Genomic DNA, 22,263 nt, shown 5'->3' with positions numbered 1-22,263 from the left:
TGAGCACTGCGGCAAGCCCGGGAGCGGGCACGGGAGTCGGCTCCGGGGTGACGTCCGCGGACCCGGTCGTCGCGGACCCGGTCGTCGCGGCCCTGGGCGCACTGGGCTCGCCGGTGGACTGCACGGGCCTGCGGAGCCTGAACCTGGAGGGTCCGTCCGTACTGTGGCTCGTCGTGCAGGGCGAGTTGGACCTGTTCGCCGTCGACGCCGCGCAGCTGGGGCACTGGCATTTCCTGGGCCGGCTGGAGGCGGGCGCCCTGCTGCTGGGCCCCGCCGAGGGTCCCGAGCACACCGTGGTCGCCCGGCCCTCGCGGGAGTGCCTGCTGCGCCGCATCGAGCTGCGGGAGCCGCCGTACCAGTGGCACGAGGGACAGTGGCACGAAGGCCAGTGGTACGAGGGGCAGTGGCACGAAGGGCAGTGGCACGCCGACCAGGGCGGGTACGGCGCCACCGACGGGTATCTGAGCCCCCTGGAGGCCGCCTTCGCGCGCGGCATCGGCCGCGGCCTGCGGGTGCTGTACGAGGCCCCGCTCGACGGCCCGGCCGGCGCCGCCCACGGCGGGGCCGACGACGACATCGTGTGGATGCGGATCACGCCGGGCAGCGTGCGGTACGGCGCCACCTACGAGGCGGAGGCGGCCGGCAGCCTGCTCGTCGACCCTGCGCTGTGGCAGGGCATGGTCGAGCAGCAGTACCGGCTGCTGTACGCCCTGGACCGCTGGATCGAGCAGCGCGAGCGCGCCCACGAGGACCGTACGGCCGCCGGCATCGAGGCCGGCCGGGCCGCCCGTACCGAGGCGGACCGTACGCTGCTGGCCTCCATCGGCCGCTCCGGCCGCTCCGGCAGAGCGGGCCGCCGTGGCGCGAGCGTCGACGCGGCCCTGGCCGTGTGCCGTCTGGTCGCCGCCGAGGCGCACATCACGCTGTCCGCACCGGCCGAGGCGGGCGGCGGCTCCGAGCGGACGGACCCGGTCGAACGCATCGCGCTCGCCTCGGGCATCCGCACCCGCGTCGTCGGACTCGGCGGGCGCTGGTGGCGGGAGAACAGCGGTCCGCTGGTGGGCAGGCGCGCGAAGGACGGGGCGCCGGTCGCGCTGCTCTGGAGGCGCGGCGGCTACGTGGCGGTCGACCCCGACACCGGCAGGCGCGAGCGGATCACCACGTCCGGGGAGTCCGGTGCGGCCGCCTTCGAGCCGCGTGCCGTCATGTTCTACCGGCCGTTGCCCTTGGGGAAGCCGGGCCTCCTGGCGCTGCTGCGCTTCAGCGTGCGGGGCACCCGCCAGGAGGTGCGCGGCCTCGTCCTGGGCGGGCTGGTCGCGGTGGTCCTGGGCGCTCTGGTGCCGGTGGCCACCGGCAAAGTGCTCGGACAGTACGTGCCGGAGGCCGAGACCGGGCTGATCGTGCAGACCGCGGTCGCGCTCATCGCGACCAGCGTGGTCTCGGCCGCCTTCATGCTGGTGCAGAACACCTCCATCCTGCGCATGGAGGGCCGTATCGAGGCCACGCTTCAGCCCGCGGTGTGGGATCGGCTGCTGAGGCTGCCGACGACGTTCTTCGCGGGCCGCTCGACGGGCGAACTGGCCGGTGCGGCCATGGGAATCAGTTCCATCCGCCGCATGCTGTCCGGTATCGGTGCGGTCTGCGTGCAGGCGGGCACGGTCGGCACGATGAACCTCGCGCTGCTGCTCTTCTACAGCGTGCCGCTGGCGCTGGCGGCGGTCGCGATGCTGCTGGTCATCGCGGCGGCCTTCCTGGGGCTGGGGCTGTGGCAGCTGCGCTACCAGCGCCGGCTGGTCAAGATCAACAACCGTCTCGACAACCAGGCCTTCCAGACCCTGCGCGGGCTGCCCAAGCTGCGCGTCGCCGCGGCCGAGAGCTTCGCCTACGCGGCCTGGGCGCGGGAGTTCGCCCGTACGCGCGAGCTCCAGCAGCGCGCGGGCCGGATCCAGAACGTCATCACGGTGCTCAACGCGGTCTGGCTGCCGCTGTGCACCCTGGTGATGTTCATGCTGCTGGCCGGACCGGCCCGCGGCAGCATGTCCGCGGGTGAGTTCCTCACCTTCAGCACCGCCGTGACGCTGCTGCTGTCCTCGGTCACCCAGGTGACCGGCGCGCTCTTGTCGGCGGCCGCCGTCCTGCCCGTGTTCGAGGAGGTCGAACCGATCCTGCATGCGGCGCCCGAGGTGTCCGGCGCCGCTGTCCCACCGGGTGTGCTGAGCGGATCCGTCGAGGCCCGGCAGCTGTCCTACCGCTACACCGAGGGTGGCCCGCTGGTGCTCGACGGCGTCGACTTCCGGGTGCGGCAGGGGGAGTTCGTCGCGATCGTCGGGGCCAGCGGCTGCGGCAAGTCGACCCTGCTGCGACTGCTCATCGGCTTCGACAAGCCGTCCGCGGGCAACGTGCTGTACGACGGCCAGGACCTGGCGGCGCTCGACCAGTCGGCCGTGCGCCGCCAGTGCGGCGTCGTCCTGCAGAACGCCCAGCCCTTCACCGGTTCGATCCTCGACTGCATCCGCGGCGCCGAGGCGTACTCGCCGGAGGAGGCCTGGGAAGCCGCCGCGATGGCCGGCCTCGCCGAGGACATCAAGGCCATGCCCATGGGCATGCACACCATGCTGTCCGACGGCGGGGGCACCATCTCGGGCGGCCAGCGCCAGCGGCTGATGATCGCCCAGGCCCTCATCCGCCGCCCCCGCATCCTGTTCTTCGACGAGGCCACCAGCGCGCTGGACAACGAAGCCCAGCGCGTGGTCATCGAGTCCACGCGCGCGCTGCGCGCGACCCGCATCGTGATCGCCCACCGCCTGTCCACGATCATGGACGCCGACCGTGTGATCGCCATGGCGGACGGGCGGATCGTCCAACAGGGCCCGCCCGCCGAACTGCTCGCCGACACGACCGGCCTGTTCCACGAGCTGGTCCGCCGCCAGCTGCGGTGACCGGTGGCTGCCCGGCCTCCGTCCCGCGGGTCAGCGGAGCGTGGGAACGGCGCCGCCCTCCACCCACTCGATCTCCGCACCGGGCAGCGGGGCGACCCAGTCGGCGGCGATGTCGGCGATCCGGGCCGCGTCCGGCGGCGTACGCCCGAGGCCGATCGCCAGGCGCGCCCGGCCCGGTTCGGTGTCGAAGGGGCGGGGCCATGCGCACGCGTCGGGCGTGCCCGCCTCCTCCAAGAGGGTGAGCAGCGCGGGAAGCCGCTCGCGTACCCGGTCCAGGCGCGCTCCGAGGTCTTCGCCCGGCGCCGCACGCACGGTCAGTACGGCCCACGCGGCCTGCTGCCGGTGCGAGGGCGGTGTGCCCGGCGGTCCGGTCGTGGCGCCCGGGGCATCGGAGTCGGGCTGCCAGCGCACCTCGCCCGTCCCGAGGGCGATCGTGGCGCGGGGGCGCATCGGCTCCTCGCCGCGACGCGACAGCACGACGAGGTGGTCGACCTGCGCCCGCATGCTGCCCAGCCGTACGGCGCACTCCGCGGCCAGTCGGTGCGGGTCCCTGGTCCGCCCGAGGGAAAGGTGCGGCGTGAAGCGGGCGGAGCGGCCTCGGCAGAGGGGGAAGCGCTCCACCAGCGCGCGCTGCAGCCCGGCCCAGGGGGCCGTGTCGGCCGAGGCGGGATCGAGCCACACGGTCGCGTAGGCGCGGTGCCGGAAACTGCGCACCCCGCTGAGCCTGACGCCGAACGGCGCCCGCTCGGCCGCCGCGGCCGCGAGCAGCGGAGCGGCGGCTTCGAAATCGGACTCCGGGACGAAGCCGAAGAGCAGGTTCACATGGGGTGGCCACCGCCGGATCTGCGGATCGTGCTCCTCGCGGATGCCCTGGATGGCCGGCCACAGCTCGGCCGGGGGAATCCACGCCACGGCGGTCCGCGGCGTGCTCCCGACCTCCAGGACGTCCGGGACACCGGGGCCCCGGCTCTGCGCCTCCAACTACACGCGCGGCGCGGGACGGGTGGTACCGGGAAGGCAGGTCACCCTCGGGTTGTAGGTCTCGAACGCCCCCAGGGGGTTGTTCTTCCACAGCCACAGGTGCAGGGCGTAGTGGACCGGCTGGCCGGGGAAGTTGCCGCGCTGCGGGCCCTTGAAGGGGATGCCGAACATCGTGGGGCGGTCGTCGTCCGTCGCCGGGTTCTGGTCCCGGTCGTAAACGACCCACTGGACCCCGACGAGGCGTTTGCCGCCGTGCCGGTCGTCCTCGTAGAACAGCGCGGCGGGTGTGGCCGGGTCGACGGAGTTGTCGTAGGCGTGATTGAAGTGCGGATAGCCGAGCGCGCCCGGTCCCGCGCGGTTGGCGACGCAGTACTTGTCCGGCACGTAGCCCGCGCTCACCGCGTTGGAGTGCAGGTGGAAGCCACCGGTCGCCCGGTAGGTGACGGCACGGTCGGCGGCGGCTCTGCCGGGGTCCGTGTCGGCGGCGCCGGAAAAGGCGCCGGGAGCGGCGAGGGGCGGCAGGGCGAGCGAGGCGGCTGTCGTGAGCGCCAGGGCGAAGCTTCGGAGCATGCGCGGACTCCTTGGGGCGAGCTGGCTGGACGAGCAGCATGCCCCCGGAATTCCGGGCTCGCCACACCGCCGGACCGGACGGCTGACCGCTGATCGGCTGACCGCCGATCGACGCGCCCCTCCGGGCCGGCGGGAGCGACGGGCCCGTATCCACGGGGAGCAGCACCACTCCAACGGGACGCCGGTCGTTTCGCGGGCGGCCGAGGCAGGGAACCGGTCTGTCGCGAACAGCGCGAGTGTCACGGAGGGTACGGAGCATGGCTCACGAGACGGCAGCACCAGCGGGCGGCGGAACCCTTGACGAGATCGTGGCGGCCGTGTCCCGAGGGGCACCGGAGTACCGGGCGTGTCCTCATGCCCATTACGCCGCACTGCGCGAGCAGGCGCCGGTGTGCGTGCTGACGCCCCCGCACGGGATCGACACCTATCTCATCACGCGCTACGACGACGCCCGGGACGCCCTGTCGGACCCGCGCTTCAGCAAGGACATGCGCGGAGCCCTCGACACCTACCACGCGGTGTACGGGAGCGTCTTCGACGAGCTGGACGACAACGTGCTCTTCTCGGACCCGCCGAGGCACACCCGGCTGCGGCGCAGTCTGCGGAGCGCCTTCACACCGGGCCGGGTGGAGAAGCTGCGGCCGAGGATCACCGAGATCGCCGAGAGCCTCCTCGACGGGTGCAGAGGCAGCGACCCGGTCGACCTGATGTCGTCGTTCGCGTTCCCGCTGCCCATCGCGGTGCTGTGCGAGCTGATCGGCATCCCCGAGGGCGACCGGGCCGAGATCACCGAGCAGTTCTCGGTCGTGGCGCGGTCGAGGTTCGATCCCCGGCTGAAGCCGGAGCTGAAGGAGGCCGAGGAGTGGCTGCGCAACCGGTTCGCGCGGCTCATCTCGTACACGCGCGACCACCCGTCGGACTGCTTCCTGAGCGACCTCATCCAGGCCGACGAAGGTCTGGACGACACGGAGCTCCTGTCGTCCCTGTGGGTCATCTTCTTCGCCGGTCACAAGACCACCGCGTTCCAGATCGGCAACTCCGTCCTCAACCTGCTGCTCCGTCCCGACCTGATGGAGAAGCTGCGGAAGGACCCGCTGCTGATCCCGCAGGCGGTCGAGGAGAACGTGCGTTTCGAGGGATCGGTGGAGTCGTCGACCTTCCGGTACGCGGCTGAGGACGTCGAGATCCGGGGAACTGTGATCCCCAAGGGATCCCTCGTCCAGATCGCCCTCACATCGGCGAACCGGGATCCCGAGAAGTTCGACCGCCCCGACGTCCTGGACGTGACGCGCGAGGGACTTCAGGGGTCGCACCTCGGCTTCGGTTTCGGAACGCACTACTGCCTGGGGGCGCCGCTCGCGCGGCTCGAACTCGACATCGCGCTCTCCGCCCTCCTGCGGGGATTCCCCGATATGGCGCTGTGCGACGCCCAGGAGAGCAAGGGCGCCTGGCTCAAGGGCCCCATGCCGGCGTTCCGGGGTCTTCAGCAGCTTCGGATCGTCCTGGATCCGTCGCGGGTCGCCGCGGAGCGCGCGTCGGCGCCCTTGGCCGCGGTGGCGGCCTCCGTGACCTCCGTGACCTCCGTGACCTCCGGAAAGTAGCCCAGACCCGACGGACGAACGAACGGCGGACCGTATGCATGACTCTGCGAGCACCTCTGAACTGAACCTCCCGGGACGGCCGGCGGACGGGCCGGTCGAAGCGGCGGGCGAGGGCGAACAGCTCCGCGTCGCGCACGCGGTCCAGTCGAAGATCGACATGCACCATCACTTCTGCCCGCCGGAGTGGCGCGAGTGGGCCGAGCGCCACGGGCTGATCAAGCCGGAACAGCTGCCTCCCTGGGCTCGGTTCGACGCCGAGGCCTCCGTCCGCTTCATGGACCGCGCGGGGATCTCGACGGCCGTGCTCAAGCCCATGCTGCCGGCGCGCTACCACTCGTCCGCGCAGCTGCGCGAGGCGATCAACATCACGCTCCTGTCCATGCTCGACGTGGCGAACTCGCATCCCGGCAGGTTCTCGTTCTACGTTCCGCTCTTCCTGGACGACCCCGACGCGTCCTCCTGGGCCGTGCGTCGCGGACTGGGCCAGTTCGGGGCGGTCGGGGTGAACGTGACGGCCAACTACGGGGGCGTCTACCTCGGAGATCCCGCCTACGACCGCGTGTTTCACGAGTTGAACGACTGTTCCGCCGTGGTGGACACCCATCCGCACAACCTTCCGGGCTGCCCGCCCGGCGCGGCGGCCGTCCCGGGCATTCCGAACTTCATGTGCGACTTCCTCCTGGACACCACCCGGGCCGCCGTGAACATGATCAGCAAGAAGACCCTGGACCGCTTCCCGGACATCTCGGTGATCCTTCCGCACGCCGGCGGATTCCTGCCGTACATCGCGACGCGCATGGAGGCCCTCGGACGGTTCTGCGACCCGCCCGTCGAGCCCGCGGCCGTCCGCGACCACCTGCGGCGCTTCTACTACGACACCGCGGGGCCCATGGCGCCCGCGGCGACCCTCCTCGCCCATGTGCCCGCCGAGCACATCCTCTTCGGCACCGACTGGCCGGCCGCCCCGGCCGACACGGTCCTGGACCTGGCGCTCCCCGCACTCGACGCGGACCCCGCCTTCACCCCGGAGCAACTGCCGGGGATCTACCGCGACAACGCGTTGCGCCTGATTCCCCAGTTGGCCATGGTCTGACCCGGCTCGCGTGACATCCCGGTGGCGGGGGTTCTAGCCTGGACAGATGCAGGGTGATCCGATCACGCTGTGCCTCGCCGGCGACGTGATGCTCGGCCGGGGCGTCGACCAGATCCTTCCGCACCCCGGTGATCCGGAGCTGGCGGAGACGTACGTACGGGACGCCCGCTCCTACGTCGAGCTGGCGGAGGCGGCGAACGGCCCGATTCCCCGCCCGGTCGATTTCTCCTGGCCGTGGGGCGACGTGCCGCGGGTCCTCGACCGGGACGCGCCCGACGCCGTGGTGCTCAATCTGGAGACCAGCGTCACGCTGAGCGACGACTTCGCGCCCGGCAAGGCGGTGCACTACCGCATGCATCCCGCCAACCTGCCCTGCCTGACCGCGGCCCGTCCCGACGTCTGCGTCCTGGCCAACAACCACGTCCTCGACTTCGGCCGCCGCGGGCTCGCGGAGACCCTCGACGTACTGGCGGACGCCGGGTTCGTCTCGGCGGGCGCCGGACGCGATGTGGACGGGGCCCGCCGTCCGGCGGTCGTCCCCGCCGGGGGCGGCCGCCGGATCGTGGTCCACTCCTTCGGCATGCGGTCCAGCGGAATCCCGCCGAGCTGGGCCGCCACGGCGGACCGGAGCGGGATCGACTTCGTGGCCGAGGCGTCGGACAGCGCGGCGGCCGCGATGGTCGCCCGGATCCGGCAGGTGAAGCGACCGGGCGACATCGTCGTCGCCTCGATCCACTGGGGGTCCAACTGGGGCTACGCCCTCCCCCGCGACCAGGTCCGCTTCGCCCACGCACTCGTCGACGGCGGCGCGGACGTCGTCCACGGGCATTCCTCCCACCATCCGCGGCCGCTGGAGCTGTACCGGGGAAAGCTCATCGCCTACGGCTGCGGCGACCTGGTCAACGACTACGAGGGCATCACGGGCTACGAGAACTACCGCGACGACCTGCGGCTGCTCTACTCCGCCTCGCTGGAGCCCGACACCGGCCGGCTCCGCGCCCTGCGCATCACGCCCTTCCAGGCCCGGCGCATGCGGCTGCACAGGGCGTCGCCGCAGGACTGCAGGTGGGTCCAGGATCTCCTGGACCGGATCAACCGCGGCTTCGGCTCGCGCCTCGCCTACGACCCGGACGGCAGCCTCACCCTCGCCGCCCTCGCTCCGGGCGGCGGAGCGAGGGATTCTGGAAGCTAGTGGAACCGGGAAACCGGAGCGCGAGGAGGCACCTCATGACACACGCAGAAGAGTGGAAGGTGGGGGTCTACCTGACCGAGGAGTCCGGCACGACCAAAGCCCGGGCCGTACTCGACAACGGGAAGACCACGATGGTCGGCCGTGGCACGGCGCACTGCAATCCGCAGGACGTGGAGATCCCCGCGATCGGCGACGAGCTGGCGGCCAGCAGGGCGATGCGCGATCTGGCCGGTCAGCTGATGCGCGCGGCCGACCGGGACCTGGCCGCGGTGGGCGCCGTACCCGAGCCGCCGCGCACCGGATACGGCTGGCCGGACGACGTGAGCCCGGCTCCGTAGGCCGCCTTCCGCCCAAGGGCAGCCGGGCGCCGCAGCGCGGCCCCCGGCCCCCCTGTCCGGCTACGAGGTCAGAGCTTGCGGCACAGCAGGGCGTCCGGGGTCTTCCCCTTGGCCCAGGCTCCGGTGAAGGCCACACCGGCCGCGTATTCGTCCGTACCGCACTGGCCCTTGTAGTTCCCTAGGGCGAACTCCCCGCCCGGCGCTCCGGCCGGCCGGGCGTCCCCGCGGTCGAACCAGACGGTGCGGCCGCTCGTCCCCAGGGTCCGGCCCGCATCGCTGCACAGCACCGCCGACACCTCCTGGCGCCACACGCTGTAGCCGGTCATGAACTGGCCGGGCCCGCACTGGTACTTGGTGTAGCCGCCGGCCCAGTCGCCCTGCTGGACGTACCGCTCGTCACGCACCACGGTGTCCCGCGCGTCGGGAGCGGCGAGCCCGGGAGCGCCCGCGTCGGCGCACAGACCACGTCCGTCCCGGTGCGCCAGGCCGATGAGGCGCTGGCCGTCGGGGCACGTTCCCTTGCGGGATCCCGGGTCCCAGTCCCCGCGTGCGCGCACACGGAGCGACTGGACGGCGTCGGCGTGATCGAGGTTGAGCATGTCCCAGGTGTCCGAGACGGCCACGGGGCCGCTCTTCTGGGCGGCGCCGGCCAGGCGGGACCAGTGGGACGCACGCCAGTCTCCGCCGTCCAGGATGCCGGAACGGCGGCCCTGCGCGTCGTAGTTGAGGATCGACCAGGTGCCGTGTCCGGTCCATCCGACGAGGGGCCAGTAGGCGAAGTCCGCGTCACGGTCGATCAGGTAGTCCACGAAGTTGCCGAACCACGCACGCGCCTTCGGGTTCGTCTCGTCGCTGCCGATGCCGAACTCGCTGATCCACACCGGCGCGGTGAAGTGGCGGCCGCTCTCGCCGGCGACGAAGAGCGCCTGTCGGTCCAGGGTGGCGAACAGGTCCTGGCGGGACAGGTCCTGATAGCGCGGATCATGGGTCTCACCGAGCCCGGTCGCCCCGGTGTGGTTCGGACCCGTGTACCCGTAGAAGTGCGCCGAGTACACCAGCTTGTTCGAGGCCACCAGCGTGTGCGACAGGGTGCGCGCCGGCTCCAGCGTGGGGCGCTCGTGGGGGAAGCCGTCCAGGGGGACGCCCTGCCAGTTGATGCCTTCGACGATCACCAGGAGGTCGGGGTTGGCCTCGGTGAGGAGCCGGTCGCCCAGCCGCTGGGAAGCGGTCCACCAGTCGTGGTCGTTGCCCCAGTTCCAGTTGGCGTCGTCGGTGACCGTGCGGCGGACCTCGTTGTAGAGGTCGGCCCCGACCACGCGCTTGTTGTCCTTGTAGCGGCGAGCGAGGCCGATCCAGTCGTTCTCCCACTGCGCGGTGGACTGGCTGGTGTTCCAGCGCTCGTTGCCGTCGAGTCCGCAGCAGAACCGCGACGTGTTGGTGTGGTTGTTGAGGACCACCGCGAAGCCCTCGGCCGTGGTGGCGGCGATGACGGCGTCGAAGACCTGGAGCGGGGTCTTGCCGCGCAACTGCGGGTTGGCGGCGACCGAGGCGTCGGAGACCGGCCTCTGATCGTGCAGCATCTCGTTCGAGAACGGCAGGCGGATGCTGTTGATGCCCAGCTCGCGGAAACCGGCGAGGATCACCCCGACCGGTGCCCGGTCCAGGCCGAGCGGCATCTGGTCGGCCTTCTCGCCGTCATGGTGGGTCGCCGGGTCGTTGATGTCTCCGGAACCGTTCCAAGACCCTTGTGCACCGTGCCAGTTGGCGGACTTGAGCTTGAAGCGGTTGCCGGCGGCGTCGACGACGTACCGGCCACGGGTGCTCAGCGGCGCGGTCCACGTGTCGGCCAGAGCGCCCGGGGAGTCCGCGGCGGACGCCGGAGAAGGGGAACCTCCCCACGCTCCGAGGAGCAGCACCCCGGCGAGCAGCGCCGGCCATAAACATCGTCTCACTGTGTCCTCCGGAGGAACGGGGTACGGGGGTAGGGGGGTACGGGGGTAGGGGGTACGGGGGTTGGGGGCACGCGGGTGCGGATTCAGCTCGCCGTTCCCGGTGGCGGCACGATCCGCCGGGCGCCCGCGGCGGGAGTGACGGCGAGCGTGCGCGGGGGCCGGTGGCCGGCGGCGGCGAAGGCGGCCGTCACGGCCCCGCCCACCGCGCTCTCCTGCCCGGCCTCCAGCAGGGCGATCACCGAGCCTCCGAAGCCGCCTCCCGTCATCCGGGCGCCGAGCGCCCCGGCCTCCAGCGCGGCGGTCACGGCGAGGTCGGTCTCGGCGCAGGAGACGCGGTAGTCGTCGCGGAGCGAGGCGTGGCCGGCGGTGAGGATCGGGCCGAGCCCCGCGACATCGCCCTCCCGCAGCCGGGAGACGGCTTCGGCGACCCGGGCGTTCTCGGTCACCACGTGGCGGACCAGGGGGGCGAGTGCCGCCGGCAGGGCGTCCAGGGCCTGCGGGAGTTCCCCGGCGGGCAGGTCGCGCAGGGCGGGCAGGCCGAGCAGTGCGGCGGCGCGTTCGCAGCCCGCGCGCAGTCCGGCGTACGCCCCGTCGCCGAGGTCGTGGGTGACCCTGGTGTCGATCACCAGGAGCCGCAGGCCCTGGCCCCGCAGGTCGAAGGGCACCTGCCGGTGGCGCTCCGGGGTGCGCGCATCGAGGTGGAGGGCGGCGTCGGCGGTGCAGCAGACCGAGGCCATCTGGTCCATGATCCCGCAGGGGACTCCCGCGAAGGCGTTCTCCGCGCGCTGGGCGATCCGGGCCAGTTCGGGCCCGCGCAGGCGCAGCCCGTACAGCTCGTCGTACGCGACGGCGACCACGCACTCCAGGGCGGCGGAGGAGGAGAGACCCGCGCCGGTGGGCACCGTGCTGTCGAAGTGGAGGTCCGCGCCCCCGACCGGGTGTCCCGCCTCGGCGAGTGCCCAGACCACGCCGGCCGGGTAGCGGGCCCAGCCCGTCGCGGCGCCGGGGGCCAGGGCGGCCACGGGCAGTTCGGTGGTCCGGCCGTCGCCCTGGGCGCTGTGCAGCCGCAGCAGCCCGTCCGTACGGGCGCGGGCGGCGAGCAGGGTGGTCTGCGGGAGGGCGATCGGGAGGGCGAACCCGTCGTTGTAGTCGGTGTGTTCACCGATCAGGTTGACCCGGCCCGGCGCCGCCCAGACCCCGTCCGGGCAGCCTGCGAAGAGCCGGTCGAAGCTGTCCGCGACGCGGTCGGCCCGGTTGTCCTCGTCCCACTGCGCCGTCCGCGTCACGACCGGGCCTCCCGCAGCCGCCGCGCGGCCGCCTCGGGGGCCACGTCGTTGATGAAGGCGTCCGTCCCGGACTCCGTGCCGGCGAGGAACTTGAGCTTGTCCGGGGTGCGGCGGATGGTGAACAGCTCCAGGTGCAGGGCCAGTTCGGCGCCCTGGGTGCAGGGCGCCTGGTGCCAGGCCGAGATGTACGGCGCGGGAGCCGTCCGCTCCGGCTCCCCCGGTACGGGGAAGAGCCGGTCGAAGCGGCGCAGCAGGTCCAGGTAGATGCCCGGGAACTCGGCCCGCTCGGCCTCGGTGAGGCAGGTCAGGTCGGGGACGCGGCGGTGCGGGTAGAGGTGCACCTCGTACGGCCAGCGGGCGGCGTAGGGCACGAAGGCGGTCCAGTGCTCCCCCGCCGTCACCACCCGCTCGGTGGCGGCGCGGGCGCCGGACAGGAGGTCCTCGAAGAGGTTGCGGCCGGTGGCGGCGCGGTGGGCGGCCGCGGCGGCCGTCATCTTGGCGGTGCGCGGGGTGGCGAAGGGGAAGGCGTAGATCTGGCCGTGCGGGTGGGCGAGCGTCACCCCGATCTCGGCCCCCCGGTTCTCGAAGCAGTACACCTGCTCCACGCCCGGGAGTGCGGAGAGCTCCGCGGTGCGGTCGGTCCACGCGTCCAGGACGAGGCGGGCGGCGGCGGGGGTGAGGTCGGCGAACCGGGCCTCGTGTTCCGGGGTGAAGCACACGACCTCGCAGCGTCCGGCCGTGCCCGCGAGGGAGGGGAAGCGGTTCTCGAAGACGGCCACCTCGTAGTCGGCGGCGGGGATCTCACTGAGCCGGCCGTCCCGGGAGGGACAGAGCGGGCACTCGCCGGCCGGCGGGTGGTAGGTGCGGTCCTGCCGGTGGGAGGCGATCGTGATCCAGTCACCGGTGGCCTCGTCCCGCCGCAGTTCCGGGTGGCTGCGCACCCGGTCCAGCGGGCGGAGGTCACGCGCCTCGCGCACGGCGCTCTCGTCGGTGTCGAAGTAGATCAGTTCGCGGCCGTCCGCGAGTTTCGCGAGGGTCTTCTTCACCCACCAAGAATAAACAGATCTCAACATCAATCAACACCCACACGGGATGACTTCCTCAGGATCCACCATCAACGCCGTGTTAGGTTGTTGCCTTCTGACCGGATTCGCCGCTACCCGGGAGTTGACCCTTGGCCGAGCAGGCTGCCCAACTGGCCCACCAGCGACGCGCACTCATCCTGGACGCGGTCCGGCGCGACGGCGCGGTACGGGTGGCGGACCTGGTCGGTCAGCTCGGTGTCTCGGACATGACCATCCGACGGGACCTGGACGCCCTCGCCCGGCGCGGCGTCGTGGAGAAGGTCTACGGCGGGGCCGTCGCCCCGGCCGGAGCCAGCGGGGACGAGCCCGGGTTCGAGGCCAAGTCCGATCTGGAGGGGGAGGCCAAGGCCGCCATCGCGAACACGGCCGCCACCCTGGTGGAACCGGGCAGCGTGGTCGCGATCTCGGGCGGCACCACCGCGCACGCGGTCGCCAGCCGGCTCCTCGGCGTCCCGCGGCTCACGATCGTCACCAACTCCCTTCCGGTGGCGGACCTGGTGCGCGCCGCCGGCCGCGATCCGGGGGCCGGGGCCCCCACCCTGCTACTCACCGGCGGCTCCCCCACCCCCTCGGCCGCGCTGGCCGGCCCGCTCGCCGACCTGGTGATCGGCTCCCTCCACGTGGACCTGCTCGTCCTGGGCGCGCACGGCGTGTCGGAGAAGGCCGGCCTGACCACCCCGAACCTCATGGAGGCCCAGACCAACCGGGCGCTGGTCGCCTCGGCGCGGCGGATCGCCGTCGTGGCCGACCACACCAAGTGGGGGGTGGTCGGGCTCAGCGGATTCGCGACGCTCGACCAGGCCGACTGGTTCGTGACCGACGCGGGCATGCCCGGCCCGGCCCGCGCCGCTCTCGCGGACGCGGTGGGCGAACTCCTCGTCGCCGGCGAGGAGCACTGAGCTCCATCGCCGACATCAGACGCCGACATCAGACGCCGGGATCGGGCACGAGGATCAGGGACGGGGATCAGGCTCCGGAGCCGGGTTCCCCGGGAGCCGGACCGGTGGTCGCCCGGATGACCAGTTCGGGGTCGAACAGCAGCTCCCCGGCCGGTACGTCCCGGTTACTGACCAGCGCGAGCACACTGCGGCCCACCTCCAGCGCCAGCCGGTCGGCGGGCTGCCGCACCGTGGTCAGGGGCGGATCCGTGAACTCGGTGATGGCCGCACCGTCGTAGCCCACCACCGACACGTCCCCGGGCACCGAGCGCCCCTGCCGGCGGACGCCCCGGATCGCGCCGAGGGCCATGTAGTCACTGGCCGCGACGATCGCGGTGGCGCCCAGGGCGAGGAGCGGGCCGACGGCGGCCTGGCCGCCCTCCACCGTGTAGGACTGCCGGATCACCCAGCGCTCCGGTTCCTCGATGCCCCGCTTGGCCATGGCCTCCAGGAAGCCCCGCACCCGGCGGTCGGCGGGCTGGTTGCCGGCCGGTCCCGAGGCCATCCCGATCCTGCGGTGGCCCAGCCGGTGGAGGTGGTCGACGGCCAGTTCGGCCGCGAGCGCGTCGTCGGTGGAGAAGACCGGGACGGACACCCCGTCCGCGAACTCGCCGTTGATCCCGACGTACGGGACCCGGCGCTGGCGCAGCAGTTCGTACGCCTCGGTGTCGGCGCCCTCGACGGTGTTGGAGGCGGACAGGAAGACGACGGCCGCGACGCCCTTGTCGACGAGCGCGGAGATGAAGTCCCGCTCCTGCACTCCGCCCGGGAAGGCAGGGCACAGGATCGTCTTGAGTCCGTGCGGGGCCAGGGCCGACTCGATGCGCTCGGCGACGTCGGCGAAGAACGGGTTGGACACGAATTCGGTGACCACCGCGACCAGTTGGCCCTGGGTCTGGCGTTCGTAGCCGAGCTCCGCCATGGCCCGCTCGACCGCGTCCCGGGTCTTCTTCGAAACGCCCTGGCGTCGGTTGATCACCCGGCTGACGGTCGCCTCGCTGACCTGAGCGAGGGCTGCGACGTCGGTGATGCCGACCTTCATCGCGGTCCTTCCGTGATCGTGAGCGATGCCAGACCTCCGCGCGGTACGGCCAGCGAGTGCGGCCCCTCCGGCAGGAACGTCGGCGGACCGTCCATCATACGGCCGTCCGGCCCGTGGACCACGCCTCGGACCCGGCCCCCGCCCCCCAGCACCTCGACCATCACCCGGTCCCGGTCCGAGCCGTTGACCACGTGGAAGCGCCGGTACGCGGAGAAGTCCAGCGGGACGACCCGGTCACCGTGCACGCTCTGCAGGCACTGGTCCCCGGCGCTCGCCCGCACCAGCGGGTACAGCTCGTCGGGCCGGCCCGGTTCGACCTCCCCGTCCAGCAGCAGATCACGATGGAGCCGCCACTGGCTCAGCCAGAAGCCGACCGCCTCCCGGTGCGCCCCGGGCACGCGGTCCAGCCGTACGGAGATCTGCGGCACCGCGTGCAGGGCCCCGATCAGCTGCCGGGCCACCGTCGCCACGGGCGCGTCGGGTGACCACAGGAGCATGTCGGAGTGGACGGCTCCGCCGACGGCGAGCAGCGCCGTGTCGAGGGTGCGGACCCGGTTCGCGGTGGCGTCCGCCGGGCAGTCGAAGGAGCGCAGCATGTTGCCGAAGGGGGCCATGCCGGGTCCCGCGTAGGGCTGGCGCAGCTCCAGCAGCACGCCGGGGCGTACGGATTCCAGGGCCGCGCGCAGTTCCGTCAGCAGGGCCACCATGGCGTGTCCGACGTCCCCCGCGCCGTCGCCCGCGTACACCATGGCCTGGTCGAGGAAGTCGAGCTTCAGTCCGTCGAGCCCGTACGCGCGGACCAGCCGGACGCAGAGCCCGACGACGTGCTCGCGCACCTCCGGGAGGCGCGGGTCGAGCACGTGCGCGCCGGGCACGGTGGCGGGGGCGGCCGCGCAGGGCGCCCACCGGTCGTGGCAGGTGGCCCCGGGGCCGAGCAGCAGGGGCGCCACCCAGGCCAGGTAGCGCAGCCCCTCGGCCCGGACCCGGGCCACGTGCCCGGCGAAGTCCGGGAACTTCGCCCGGTCGGGCAGCCAGTCCCCGCAGCCGGCGTAGCCGCGTCCGTGGCCCAGTTCCTGCCAGCCGTCGTCGAGGATCAGCGCCCCGCACCCGAGGCCGACGGCCAGTTCGGCCTGGGTCTCGACGGCGGCGGCGCTGACGTCCTGGTTGAAGGCGTACCAGGTGGAGTAGACGGGGGTGCGGGCCGCGTCGGGCACCGGCACGGGGGCGAGCGCGGCACCGAACCAGGCGCGCAGTGCCCGCATGGCGCGTGCCACGGACGGCGAGCGGGGGACGAGCAGGATCCGGTGGGGCTGCCCCGAGGCGGGCAGGCGCAGGTGGACGACGTGGGTGTCGTTCTCCTCGGACACGCCGAAGCGCAGGGTCGCCTCGGGGACCGGGTCGGCCGCCGCGAAGGTCAGCAGGGTGGCGCCGGTGTGGTCGTACAGGCATCCGGCGGCGTGTCCGTCGACCAGCGAGACCCGGGAGAGGCCCTCCCAGTCGGCGAGGAGGGTGCGCTTCCAGGCGCCGTGCGGGTGCCAGTATCCGGCGGCGTCGCCGAGGGGCACGGAGAAGCGGATCTCGACGGGGGATCCGTCGGCGCGTACTTCCAGCAGGTGTATTCCGCCGGGGAGTTCACCGAAGGTCCAGGCGGGGTGGACGCCGGGGGCGTGGGCGAGCACGGCGAGCGAGACCCCGTCGATGAGGGGTTCGTCGCGGGCGGGCGCCAGCCCCGCGGTGGTCACGGCCTCGGTGCCCGCCGCCGAGGTGGTGGTGATGCTGTGCACGGTCACTCCTTCACGGCGCCGGCGAGCAGGCCGGAGACGAACTGGCGCTGCAGCGCGAGGAATACGAGGGCCATCGGGATGGCCGCGGCGGCGGTTCCGGCGAGGATCGCGCCGTAGTCGGTCTCGTCGAGGCCCTGGAGGGAGGCCAGGGCCACGGGGACGGTGAACGAGGCGCTGTCGCGCAGGACGATCAGCGGCCAGATGAAGTCGTTCCACTGGTAGAGGAAGAGGAAGATCGCGAGGGCGGCCAGGGCGGGCTTCATCGGCGGGAGCACCACCTTCCAGAACAGCCGCAGTTCGCCGCAGCCGTCCATGCGTCCCGCGTCGAGGAGTTCGTCGGGGAGCGCGGCCATCGACTGGCGCATCAGGAAGATGCCGAAGGGCAGCGCCATGTTGGGCATGATCACGGCCTGGTACGTGTTCAGCCAGTGCAGCTCGGCCATCAGCTGGAAGAGCGGTACGAGGGTGACCTGGGCGGGGACCACGAGCCCGAGCATGAGCAGCCCGAAGAGGGCTTCGCGGCCCCGGAAGCGGTACTTGGCGAAGCCGTAGCCGGCCAGTGCGCAGACGACGCCGGCGCAGAGGGTGTAGACCACGGCGATGAGCAGGGAGTTGAGGATCACCCGCCCGAACTGCGCCGTTTCCTGGAGCGTTTCCAGGTTGGCCGCCAGGTGGCTGCCGGGCAGCAGGGGCGGTGGGCTGTCGAAGATCTCCTGGGAGCTGTGCGTGGCCGCGACGACGAGCCAGTAGAAGGGGAGCAGGACGGCGGCGAGGCCGATGGCGAGTCCGGAGGTGAGCAGGATGCTCCTGCCTCGGTGGTGGGCGGTCACGACTTCTCCCCCAGGAAGCGGAACTGGATCACGCCGAGGATCCCGATGAGGACGGTCAGGGCGTAGGCGATGGCGGAGGCGTATCCGAAGTCGAAGTATTTGAAGGCGTTCTGGTAGAGGTACACGCCGATGGTCAGGGTGGCGTTGTCCGGGCCGCCGCCGGTGAGCACGTACGGCTCGTCGAAGATCTGCAGGGTGCCGATGGTGGAGAGCACCGTGGTGAGCAGGAGCGCGGGGCGCAGGCCCGGCAGGGTGACGTGCCGGAAGGACGTCCAGGCGCCGGCGCCGTCCACGGCCGCAGCGTCGTACAGCTCGGCGGGCACGGACTGCAGGCGGGCGAGCAGGATCACCGCGTTGTATCCGGTGTAGTGCCAGGTCAGTGCGAGGCCGAGGGAGACCTTGGCCCACAGGGCGTCGGTCAGCCACGGCACCGGGTCCAGGCCGACGAGCCCGATCAGCCAGTTGACCAGCCCGTAGTCCTTGTTGAGCAGGACGGAGAAGATGATCCCGTAGGCGACCAGGCCGGTGACCATCGGCAGGAAGAAGCCGAGCCGGAAGACCGCGCGGCCGCGCAGCAGACGGGAGTTCAGGGCCACGGCGATCCCGGTGGCCAGGGCCAGCATGACCGGCACCTGGACGGCGAGGATCACCGCGGTGTTCTTCAGGGCGGTCCAGAACAGCGGATCGCCGAGCAGCCGCGTGTAGTTGTCGGCGCCGACGTACCGCTCGGTCCCGCCGACGGTCTTGTGGAGGCTGATCACGAAGGACCGGCCGATGGGGTAGATCTTGAAGGCGGCGAAGAGCAGCAGCGCGGGCAGTACGAAGAGGTACGGGGCGACGCGCCGGCGCGGCCGGGACCTCGCGGCCGCCCCCGGGGCGGGGGCGGCCGGGGCCGCGCGGCCGGTGAGCGTCACGGTCATCGGGAGACCTTGCGTCCGGTCTGCTGGGCGAGCTGGTCGGCGGCCTCCTTGAGGACCTTCGCCGGCTCGGCGCCGGCCAGCAGCACCTTGGACTGGGCGTCGGTGACCAGCTTGAGGGCGCGGGCGTAGTCGGCGGTGTAGTTGAAGGCGGGCGAGGGCGCCTTCAGGGCCTCCAGGAAGACCTCGCCCTTCTTCACTCCGCCGAAGAACGGCGAGGACTCGTGGAAGGCGGAGTCGTCGTAGGCCTTCATCAGGGCGGGCGCGATGCCCTTGCCCTTGTAGATCTGCACCTGCGAGGCCGGGCGGGTGAGGACGAACTCGATGAACGACCAGGCGGCGGCCTGGTGCTTGCTGCTGCCCGCGACGGCCAGGTGGGTGGAGTTGACCGTGGCCGCGGTGGCGCCGCCCCGGCGCACGGCCGGGGGAAGCCGGACGCTCCACTTCCCCGCCTCCTGGGGGACCTGCTCCTCGATGATGCCGCCGAACCAGGTGGGCATGGGCAGGACGGCCGCCGTCCCCTGCTTCAGGGAGCTCATCAGGGCGTTCCAGCCGCCGGCGAGATCGCTGACCAGGCCGGCGTCGTTCATCGTCTTGATGAGGGTCATGGCCTTCACGGCCTCCGGAGAGTCGAGCGTGATGTCCCCGGCGTGGTTGAAGTAGAAGGCGCCCTGCAACTGCAGGAGCATCTGGAAGAAGTTGGCGGCGTCGGCCTGCGAGGCGGGCTTGTCGATGCCCAGCAGGTGGGCGCCGGTCTTCTGCTTGATCTCCTTGCCGGCCTCGATGGTCTCCTCCCAGGTCTGGAGGGCGCCGACGTCGACCCCGGCCTTCTCGAAGAGGTCGGCGCGGTAGTAGAAGCCGGCCGAGTTGGCCTCCCAGGGGAGGGCGTTGACGCGCTTGCCGTCGGGGGACACGGTCTGCCACAGGCCCGGGGCGAAGGCGTCCCGATGGGCGTCCGCACCCAGCGGGCCGAGGTCGGCGAGGCCCCCGGGGAACTTCTCCACGTAGCCCGGCAGGTAGTCGACGCCGATGTGCAGGACGTCGGCGAGGCCCTGGCCGCCGGCCGCCATGCCGGTGGTGATCTTGTCCCAGATCGCCGGGTTGCCGATGTCCTCGACCGTCACCTCGATCTCCGGATACTTCTTGTTGAACTCCGGGACGAGCGCCTTCATTTCGGCGGCCGGCCCCTGCCAGGACCAGACCGCGATCCTGCCCTTGTCCTTCTCCCCGGCGGAGCCGCCCTGGCCCGTGTCACCCGTGCCGGAGCAGGCGGTCAGGCCGGTGAGCCCGGCTCCTGCGGCGATCGCGCCGCCCATCTGCAGCACTCTGCGACGTTCCAGTTCCATGCCTGATCCACCCCTGCTCGCACCGTTACGGAAGCCGACTGGCCAGGACTGTAACCACGCCACCTGTCGACTTGCAAGACTGCGATGAAATCTTTCAGTCCGATCCGACAATGGATTTTGACAAGAGTTATTGCAAATCCTCAAAGAGGGTTGCTAGCGTGCCGCGCGCCCGGCTCAGCGCAGGCCGGCCGCCCACCACAACCCGGGAGAACCCGATGACGCGTTCCCGTGTGTCGCTCCTGTCCGCCCTCGCCCTGCTCCTCCCGCTCACCCCGCTCGCCCTCGGCGGCCCGGCCGCGGCGGCGCCCCCGGGCACCACCGCCAGGCAGGCCGCGCCCGCCGCGCTCGCCCTCGCCAACCCCGGTTTCGAACAGGGCAGAGGGGGCTGGCAGTTCACCTCCGGTTCCGGGGTCGCCACGAACTACCCGCACGGCGGGGCGCGGCTCGCCTACCTCGACGGCGGGCCGGGGATGAAGGTGTCCCAGAACGTGACGGCCACGGGCCGCGGCACGTACGACATATCCGCCTGGATCGCGACGGGCGGGCCGAACGGCCGGTTCGTCGCCCGCGTCAACGGCACGGTCGTCGCGGCGCAGACCCTGCCGAGCGCCTCCAACTACCGGCGCTACACGCTCAGCCGGATCGGCCTCGCCCCCGGCGACACCCTGCAGATCGCCTTCGAGTCGGGGGACGCCTGGGTCAACGCCGACGACGTGATGCTCTCCCCCGCCTCCCCCGCGAACCCGCGGATCAGCTCCTCCGACCCGAAGATCGTCGAGATGTTCGACTGGTCCAAGCGGAAGGCCAACAGCTGGGTCCACCTGCCGGGCACCCAGGGCCCGCTCAACGTCGACGAGAACCACACCGGTGGCAGCGGCACCGGCACCTACGCCGCCTCCTACTGGGCCGGCTACGCCAACCGCAGCGGCTACTACTCGCGCGACATGGCCCACCAGCTGGCCGGCGCGGGGGTCCTCGGCCTGCACGCGGAGAACAAGACGATGCTCCGCTCCTTCGCCGCGTCCGCCACCGCCGAGCACAAGTACTACCCGGCGTGGGCCCTCAACTTCGACACGAGGACCTACCTCTCGATCGACTACAAGAGCCCCACGAACTTCGTCCGCGAGGTGCCCGCCACCTTCGAGCTGGTGCAGAAGTCCGAGGAGGCGTACCGCTGGAGCGGGGACCGCTCCTACATCGACGATCCGGTCCTGTGGGACTTCTACCGGCACGCCACCGACGAGTTCGTCACCCTGCACGACGGGCTCAAGGACAACGGGCCGGTCAAGGTGGCCGAGGGCACCGGCCAGGGGATCTTCCAAGGCACCGCCAGCTACAACGAGCAGAGCGGCGAGCCCCTCGCCGAGGCCGGCGACGCGATCGGCTCCCAGTACCAGGCGTACCTGGCGATGGCCTCGCTGGCGCGCGGCAAGGGTGACTGCGTGCTCGCCGACCGGTACGAGGCCAAGGCCCGGGACCTGAAGATGTACTTCAACTCGACCTGGAGCGGCAGCGGTTCGGGCGCGAACATGGTGCGCGGATACACCACGGACGGGCGGGCTCTGACCGGCTGGGGCAAGGAGAACAGCTGGTTCATGCCGATGAAGCAGATCCTCGATCCCGGCGCCCGCCGGGATGCCTACCTCGACTACATCGACCAGCAGGCCTCGGGGACGGACCGGCCCACCAACATCGAAGCCCTCACCTACCTGCCGGACACCTTCTTCCGCAACAACCGCAACGACACCGCCTGGAAGTGGATGAAGCACGTCTACGACCGGAAGGACGTCCAGCACGTCAACACCAAGCAGGGCACCAACGGCGACTACCCCGAGGTCTCCTTCACCCTGCTCGGCCAGAGCGTCGAAGGCCTGATGGGCGTCGCACCCAACGCGCCCGCGCACGCCCTGAGCACCCAGTCCCGGCTGCCGTCGGGCATGGACTGGCTGCGGATCGACGACCTCCGGGTCGGTGACTCGGCCTTCTCGCTGCGCCACGACGGGGCGACGAAGTCCTCGCTCACGCACGACTCGGGCAGTTCCCCCTACACCTGGGAGGCACGCTTCCCCGGCACCTACGCCACGCTCCAGGTCGACGGGGTGGCCCAGCCGGCCCGGACGAAGGTGGTGGACGGGGTGACGTACACCTACGTGACCCCGGTGGTCGCTCCGGGCCGCACGGTCACGGTCCAGGCCGGCTGACGTCCGGGCGCGGGCCGATCGCCACGGCTGATCGGCCCGCGCCCGTCCCGGCGGGCTTCGGCCACTTCCCCGATCCCGGGAGCAACTGTCCAGATCTCGTTCCCCCGCCACGCGGAGCAGCCCTTAAGATCACCACGTGATGACAGCCCGACCGCACTTATGCGCTGC

Annotated in this window: 17 protein-coding genes; 7 read left to right on the top strand and 10 right to left on the bottom strand. The window is 71.9% G+C overall.

Annotation, left to right across the window (positions count from 1 at the left end):
• Positions 1-47: 47 nt before the first annotated feature.
• Positions 48-2,939: an NHLP bacteriocin export ABC transporter permease/ATPase subunit gene (locus tag ACZ45T_RS19625; RefSeq protein ID WP_468443092.1), complete on the top strand. Its 2,892-nt coding sequence runs from the start codon at positions 48-50 to the stop codon at positions 2,937-2,939.
• A 30-nt stretch (positions 2,940-2,969) separates the two neighbouring features.
• Here the strand turns inward: ACZ45T_RS19625 and ACZ45T_RS19620 are convergent, their stop codons facing one another.
• Entirely contained in the window at positions 2,970-3,851 is an 882-nt protein-coding gene (locus tag ACZ45T_RS19620) for a 2'-5' RNA ligase family protein (protein ID WP_468442893.1), read from the bottom strand.
• Positions 3,852-3,920: 69 nt separating this feature from the next.
• Complete coding sequence (locus ACZ45T_RS19615) at positions 3,921-4,490, bottom strand: hypothetical protein (protein WP_468442891.1); 570 nt, start codon at positions 4,488-4,490, stop codon at positions 3,921-3,923.
• Between the two features lie 257 nt (positions 4,491-4,747).
• Here ACZ45T_RS19615 and ACZ45T_RS19610 point away from each other — a divergent pair, with 257 nt between their 5' ends.
• Genes ACZ45T_RS19610 through ACZ45T_RS19595 form a run of 4 tightly spaced genes read left to right on the top strand, consistent with a single transcriptional unit; the run spans position 4,748 to position 8,714 of the window.
• Positions 4,748-6,091 (top strand): cytochrome P450 family protein, encoded by a 1,344-nt coding sequence (locus tag ACZ45T_RS19610; RefSeq protein ID WP_468442890.1) that lies wholly within the window; start codon positions 4,748-4,750, stop codon positions 6,089-6,091.
• 34 nt (positions 6,092-6,125) lie between these two features.
• A complete protein-coding gene (locus ACZ45T_RS19605) occupies positions 6,126-7,184 on the top strand; it encodes an amidohydrolase family protein (RefSeq protein WP_468442888.1) in 1,059 nt (352 codons plus the stop codon).
• A gap of 46 nt (positions 7,185-7,230) precedes the next feature.
• Positions 7,231-8,376, top strand: a complete 1,146-nt coding sequence (locus ACZ45T_RS19600; RefSeq protein ID WP_468442886.1) for a CapA family protein — start codon at positions 7,231-7,233, stop codon at positions 8,374-8,376.
• Positions 8,377-8,411: 35 nt separating this feature from the next.
• Positions 8,412-8,714 (top strand): DUF1876 domain-containing protein, encoded by a 303-nt coding sequence (locus ACZ45T_RS19595; protein WP_468442884.1) that lies wholly within the window; start codon positions 8,412-8,414, stop codon positions 8,712-8,714.
• 68 nt (positions 8,715-8,782) lie between these two features.
• Here the strand turns inward: ACZ45T_RS19595 and ACZ45T_RS19590 are convergent, their stop codons facing one another.
• From ACZ45T_RS19590 to galT, 3 genes are all read right to left on the bottom strand, one after another.
• A complete protein-coding gene (locus ACZ45T_RS19590; protein WP_468442882.1) occupies positions 8,783-10,666 on the bottom strand; it encodes a glycoside hydrolase family 5 protein in 1,884 nt (627 codons plus the stop codon).
• Between the two features lie 83 nt (positions 10,667-10,749).
• The gene (galK, locus tag ACZ45T_RS19585) at positions 10,750-11,952 is read right to left on the bottom strand and encodes a galactokinase (protein ID WP_468442880.1); all 1,203 of its coding nucleotides are present in this window, start codon (positions 11,950-11,952) and stop codon (positions 10,750-10,752) included.
• Positions 11,949-12,998 carry a galactose-1-phosphate uridylyltransferase gene (gene galT / locus ACZ45T_RS19580; protein WP_468442878.1) on the bottom strand — a complete coding sequence of 350 codons (1,050 nt, stop codon included), beginning with the start codon at positions 12,996-12,998 and terminating at the stop codon, positions 11,949-11,951. Before galT ends, galK begins: the two co-directional genes overlap by 4 nt.
• Positions 12,999-13,126: 128 nt before the next feature.
• On the opposite strand from galT, the gene ACZ45T_RS19575 reads away from it, so the two are divergent.
• Positions 13,127-13,936, top strand: a complete 810-nt coding sequence (locus ACZ45T_RS19575; RefSeq protein ID WP_468442876.1) for a DeoR/GlpR family DNA-binding transcription regulator — start codon at positions 13,127-13,129, stop codon at positions 13,934-13,936.
• Positions 13,937-14,003: 67 nt separating this feature from the next.
• Here the strand turns inward: ACZ45T_RS19575 and ACZ45T_RS19570 are convergent, their stop codons facing one another.
• Genes ACZ45T_RS19570 through ACZ45T_RS19550 form a run of 5 tightly spaced genes read right to left on the bottom strand, consistent with a single transcriptional unit; the run spans position 14,004 to position 19,894 of the window.
• Positions 14,004-15,017 (bottom strand): LacI family DNA-binding transcriptional regulator, encoded by a 1,014-nt coding sequence (locus ACZ45T_RS19570; RefSeq protein ID WP_468442874.1) that lies wholly within the window; start codon positions 15,015-15,017, stop codon positions 14,004-14,006.
• The gene (locus tag ACZ45T_RS19565; RefSeq protein ID WP_468442872.1) at positions 15,014-16,801 is read right to left on the bottom strand and encodes a glycoside hydrolase family 36 protein; all 1,788 of its coding nucleotides are present in this window, start codon (positions 16,799-16,801) and stop codon (positions 15,014-15,016) included. Before ACZ45T_RS19565 ends, ACZ45T_RS19570 begins: the two co-directional genes overlap by 4 nt.
• 2 nt (positions 16,802-16,803) lie before the next feature.
• A complete protein-coding gene (locus ACZ45T_RS19560) occupies positions 16,804-17,631 on the bottom strand; it encodes a carbohydrate ABC transporter permease (protein ID WP_468442870.1) in 828 nt (275 codons plus the stop codon).
• On the bottom strand, positions 17,628-18,551 hold the full coding sequence (locus tag ACZ45T_RS19555; RefSeq protein WP_468442868.1) for a carbohydrate ABC transporter permease: 924 nt from the start codon (positions 18,549-18,551) through the stop codon (positions 17,628-17,630). Before ACZ45T_RS19555 ends, ACZ45T_RS19560 begins: the two co-directional genes overlap by 4 nt.
• Positions 18,548-19,894, bottom strand: coding sequence for an ABC transporter substrate-binding protein (locus ACZ45T_RS19550; RefSeq protein ID WP_468442866.1), 1,347 nt, complete (start codon positions 19,892-19,894; stop codon positions 18,548-18,550). Before ACZ45T_RS19550 ends, ACZ45T_RS19555 begins: the two co-directional genes overlap by 4 nt.
• 215 nt (positions 19,895-20,109) lie before the next feature.
• On the opposite strand from ACZ45T_RS19550, the gene ACZ45T_RS19545 reads away from it, so the two are divergent.
• Positions 20,110-22,095, top strand: a complete 1,986-nt coding sequence (locus ACZ45T_RS19545; RefSeq protein ID WP_468442864.1) for a carbohydrate-binding protein — start codon at positions 20,110-20,112, stop codon at positions 22,093-22,095.
• The last annotated feature ends 168 nt before the right edge of the window (positions 22,096-22,263 follow it).

It is taken from the genome of Streptomyces sp. NPDC030995 (assembly GCF_055571215.1).
This window is presented reverse-complemented; position numbering and strand designations above follow the sequence as displayed.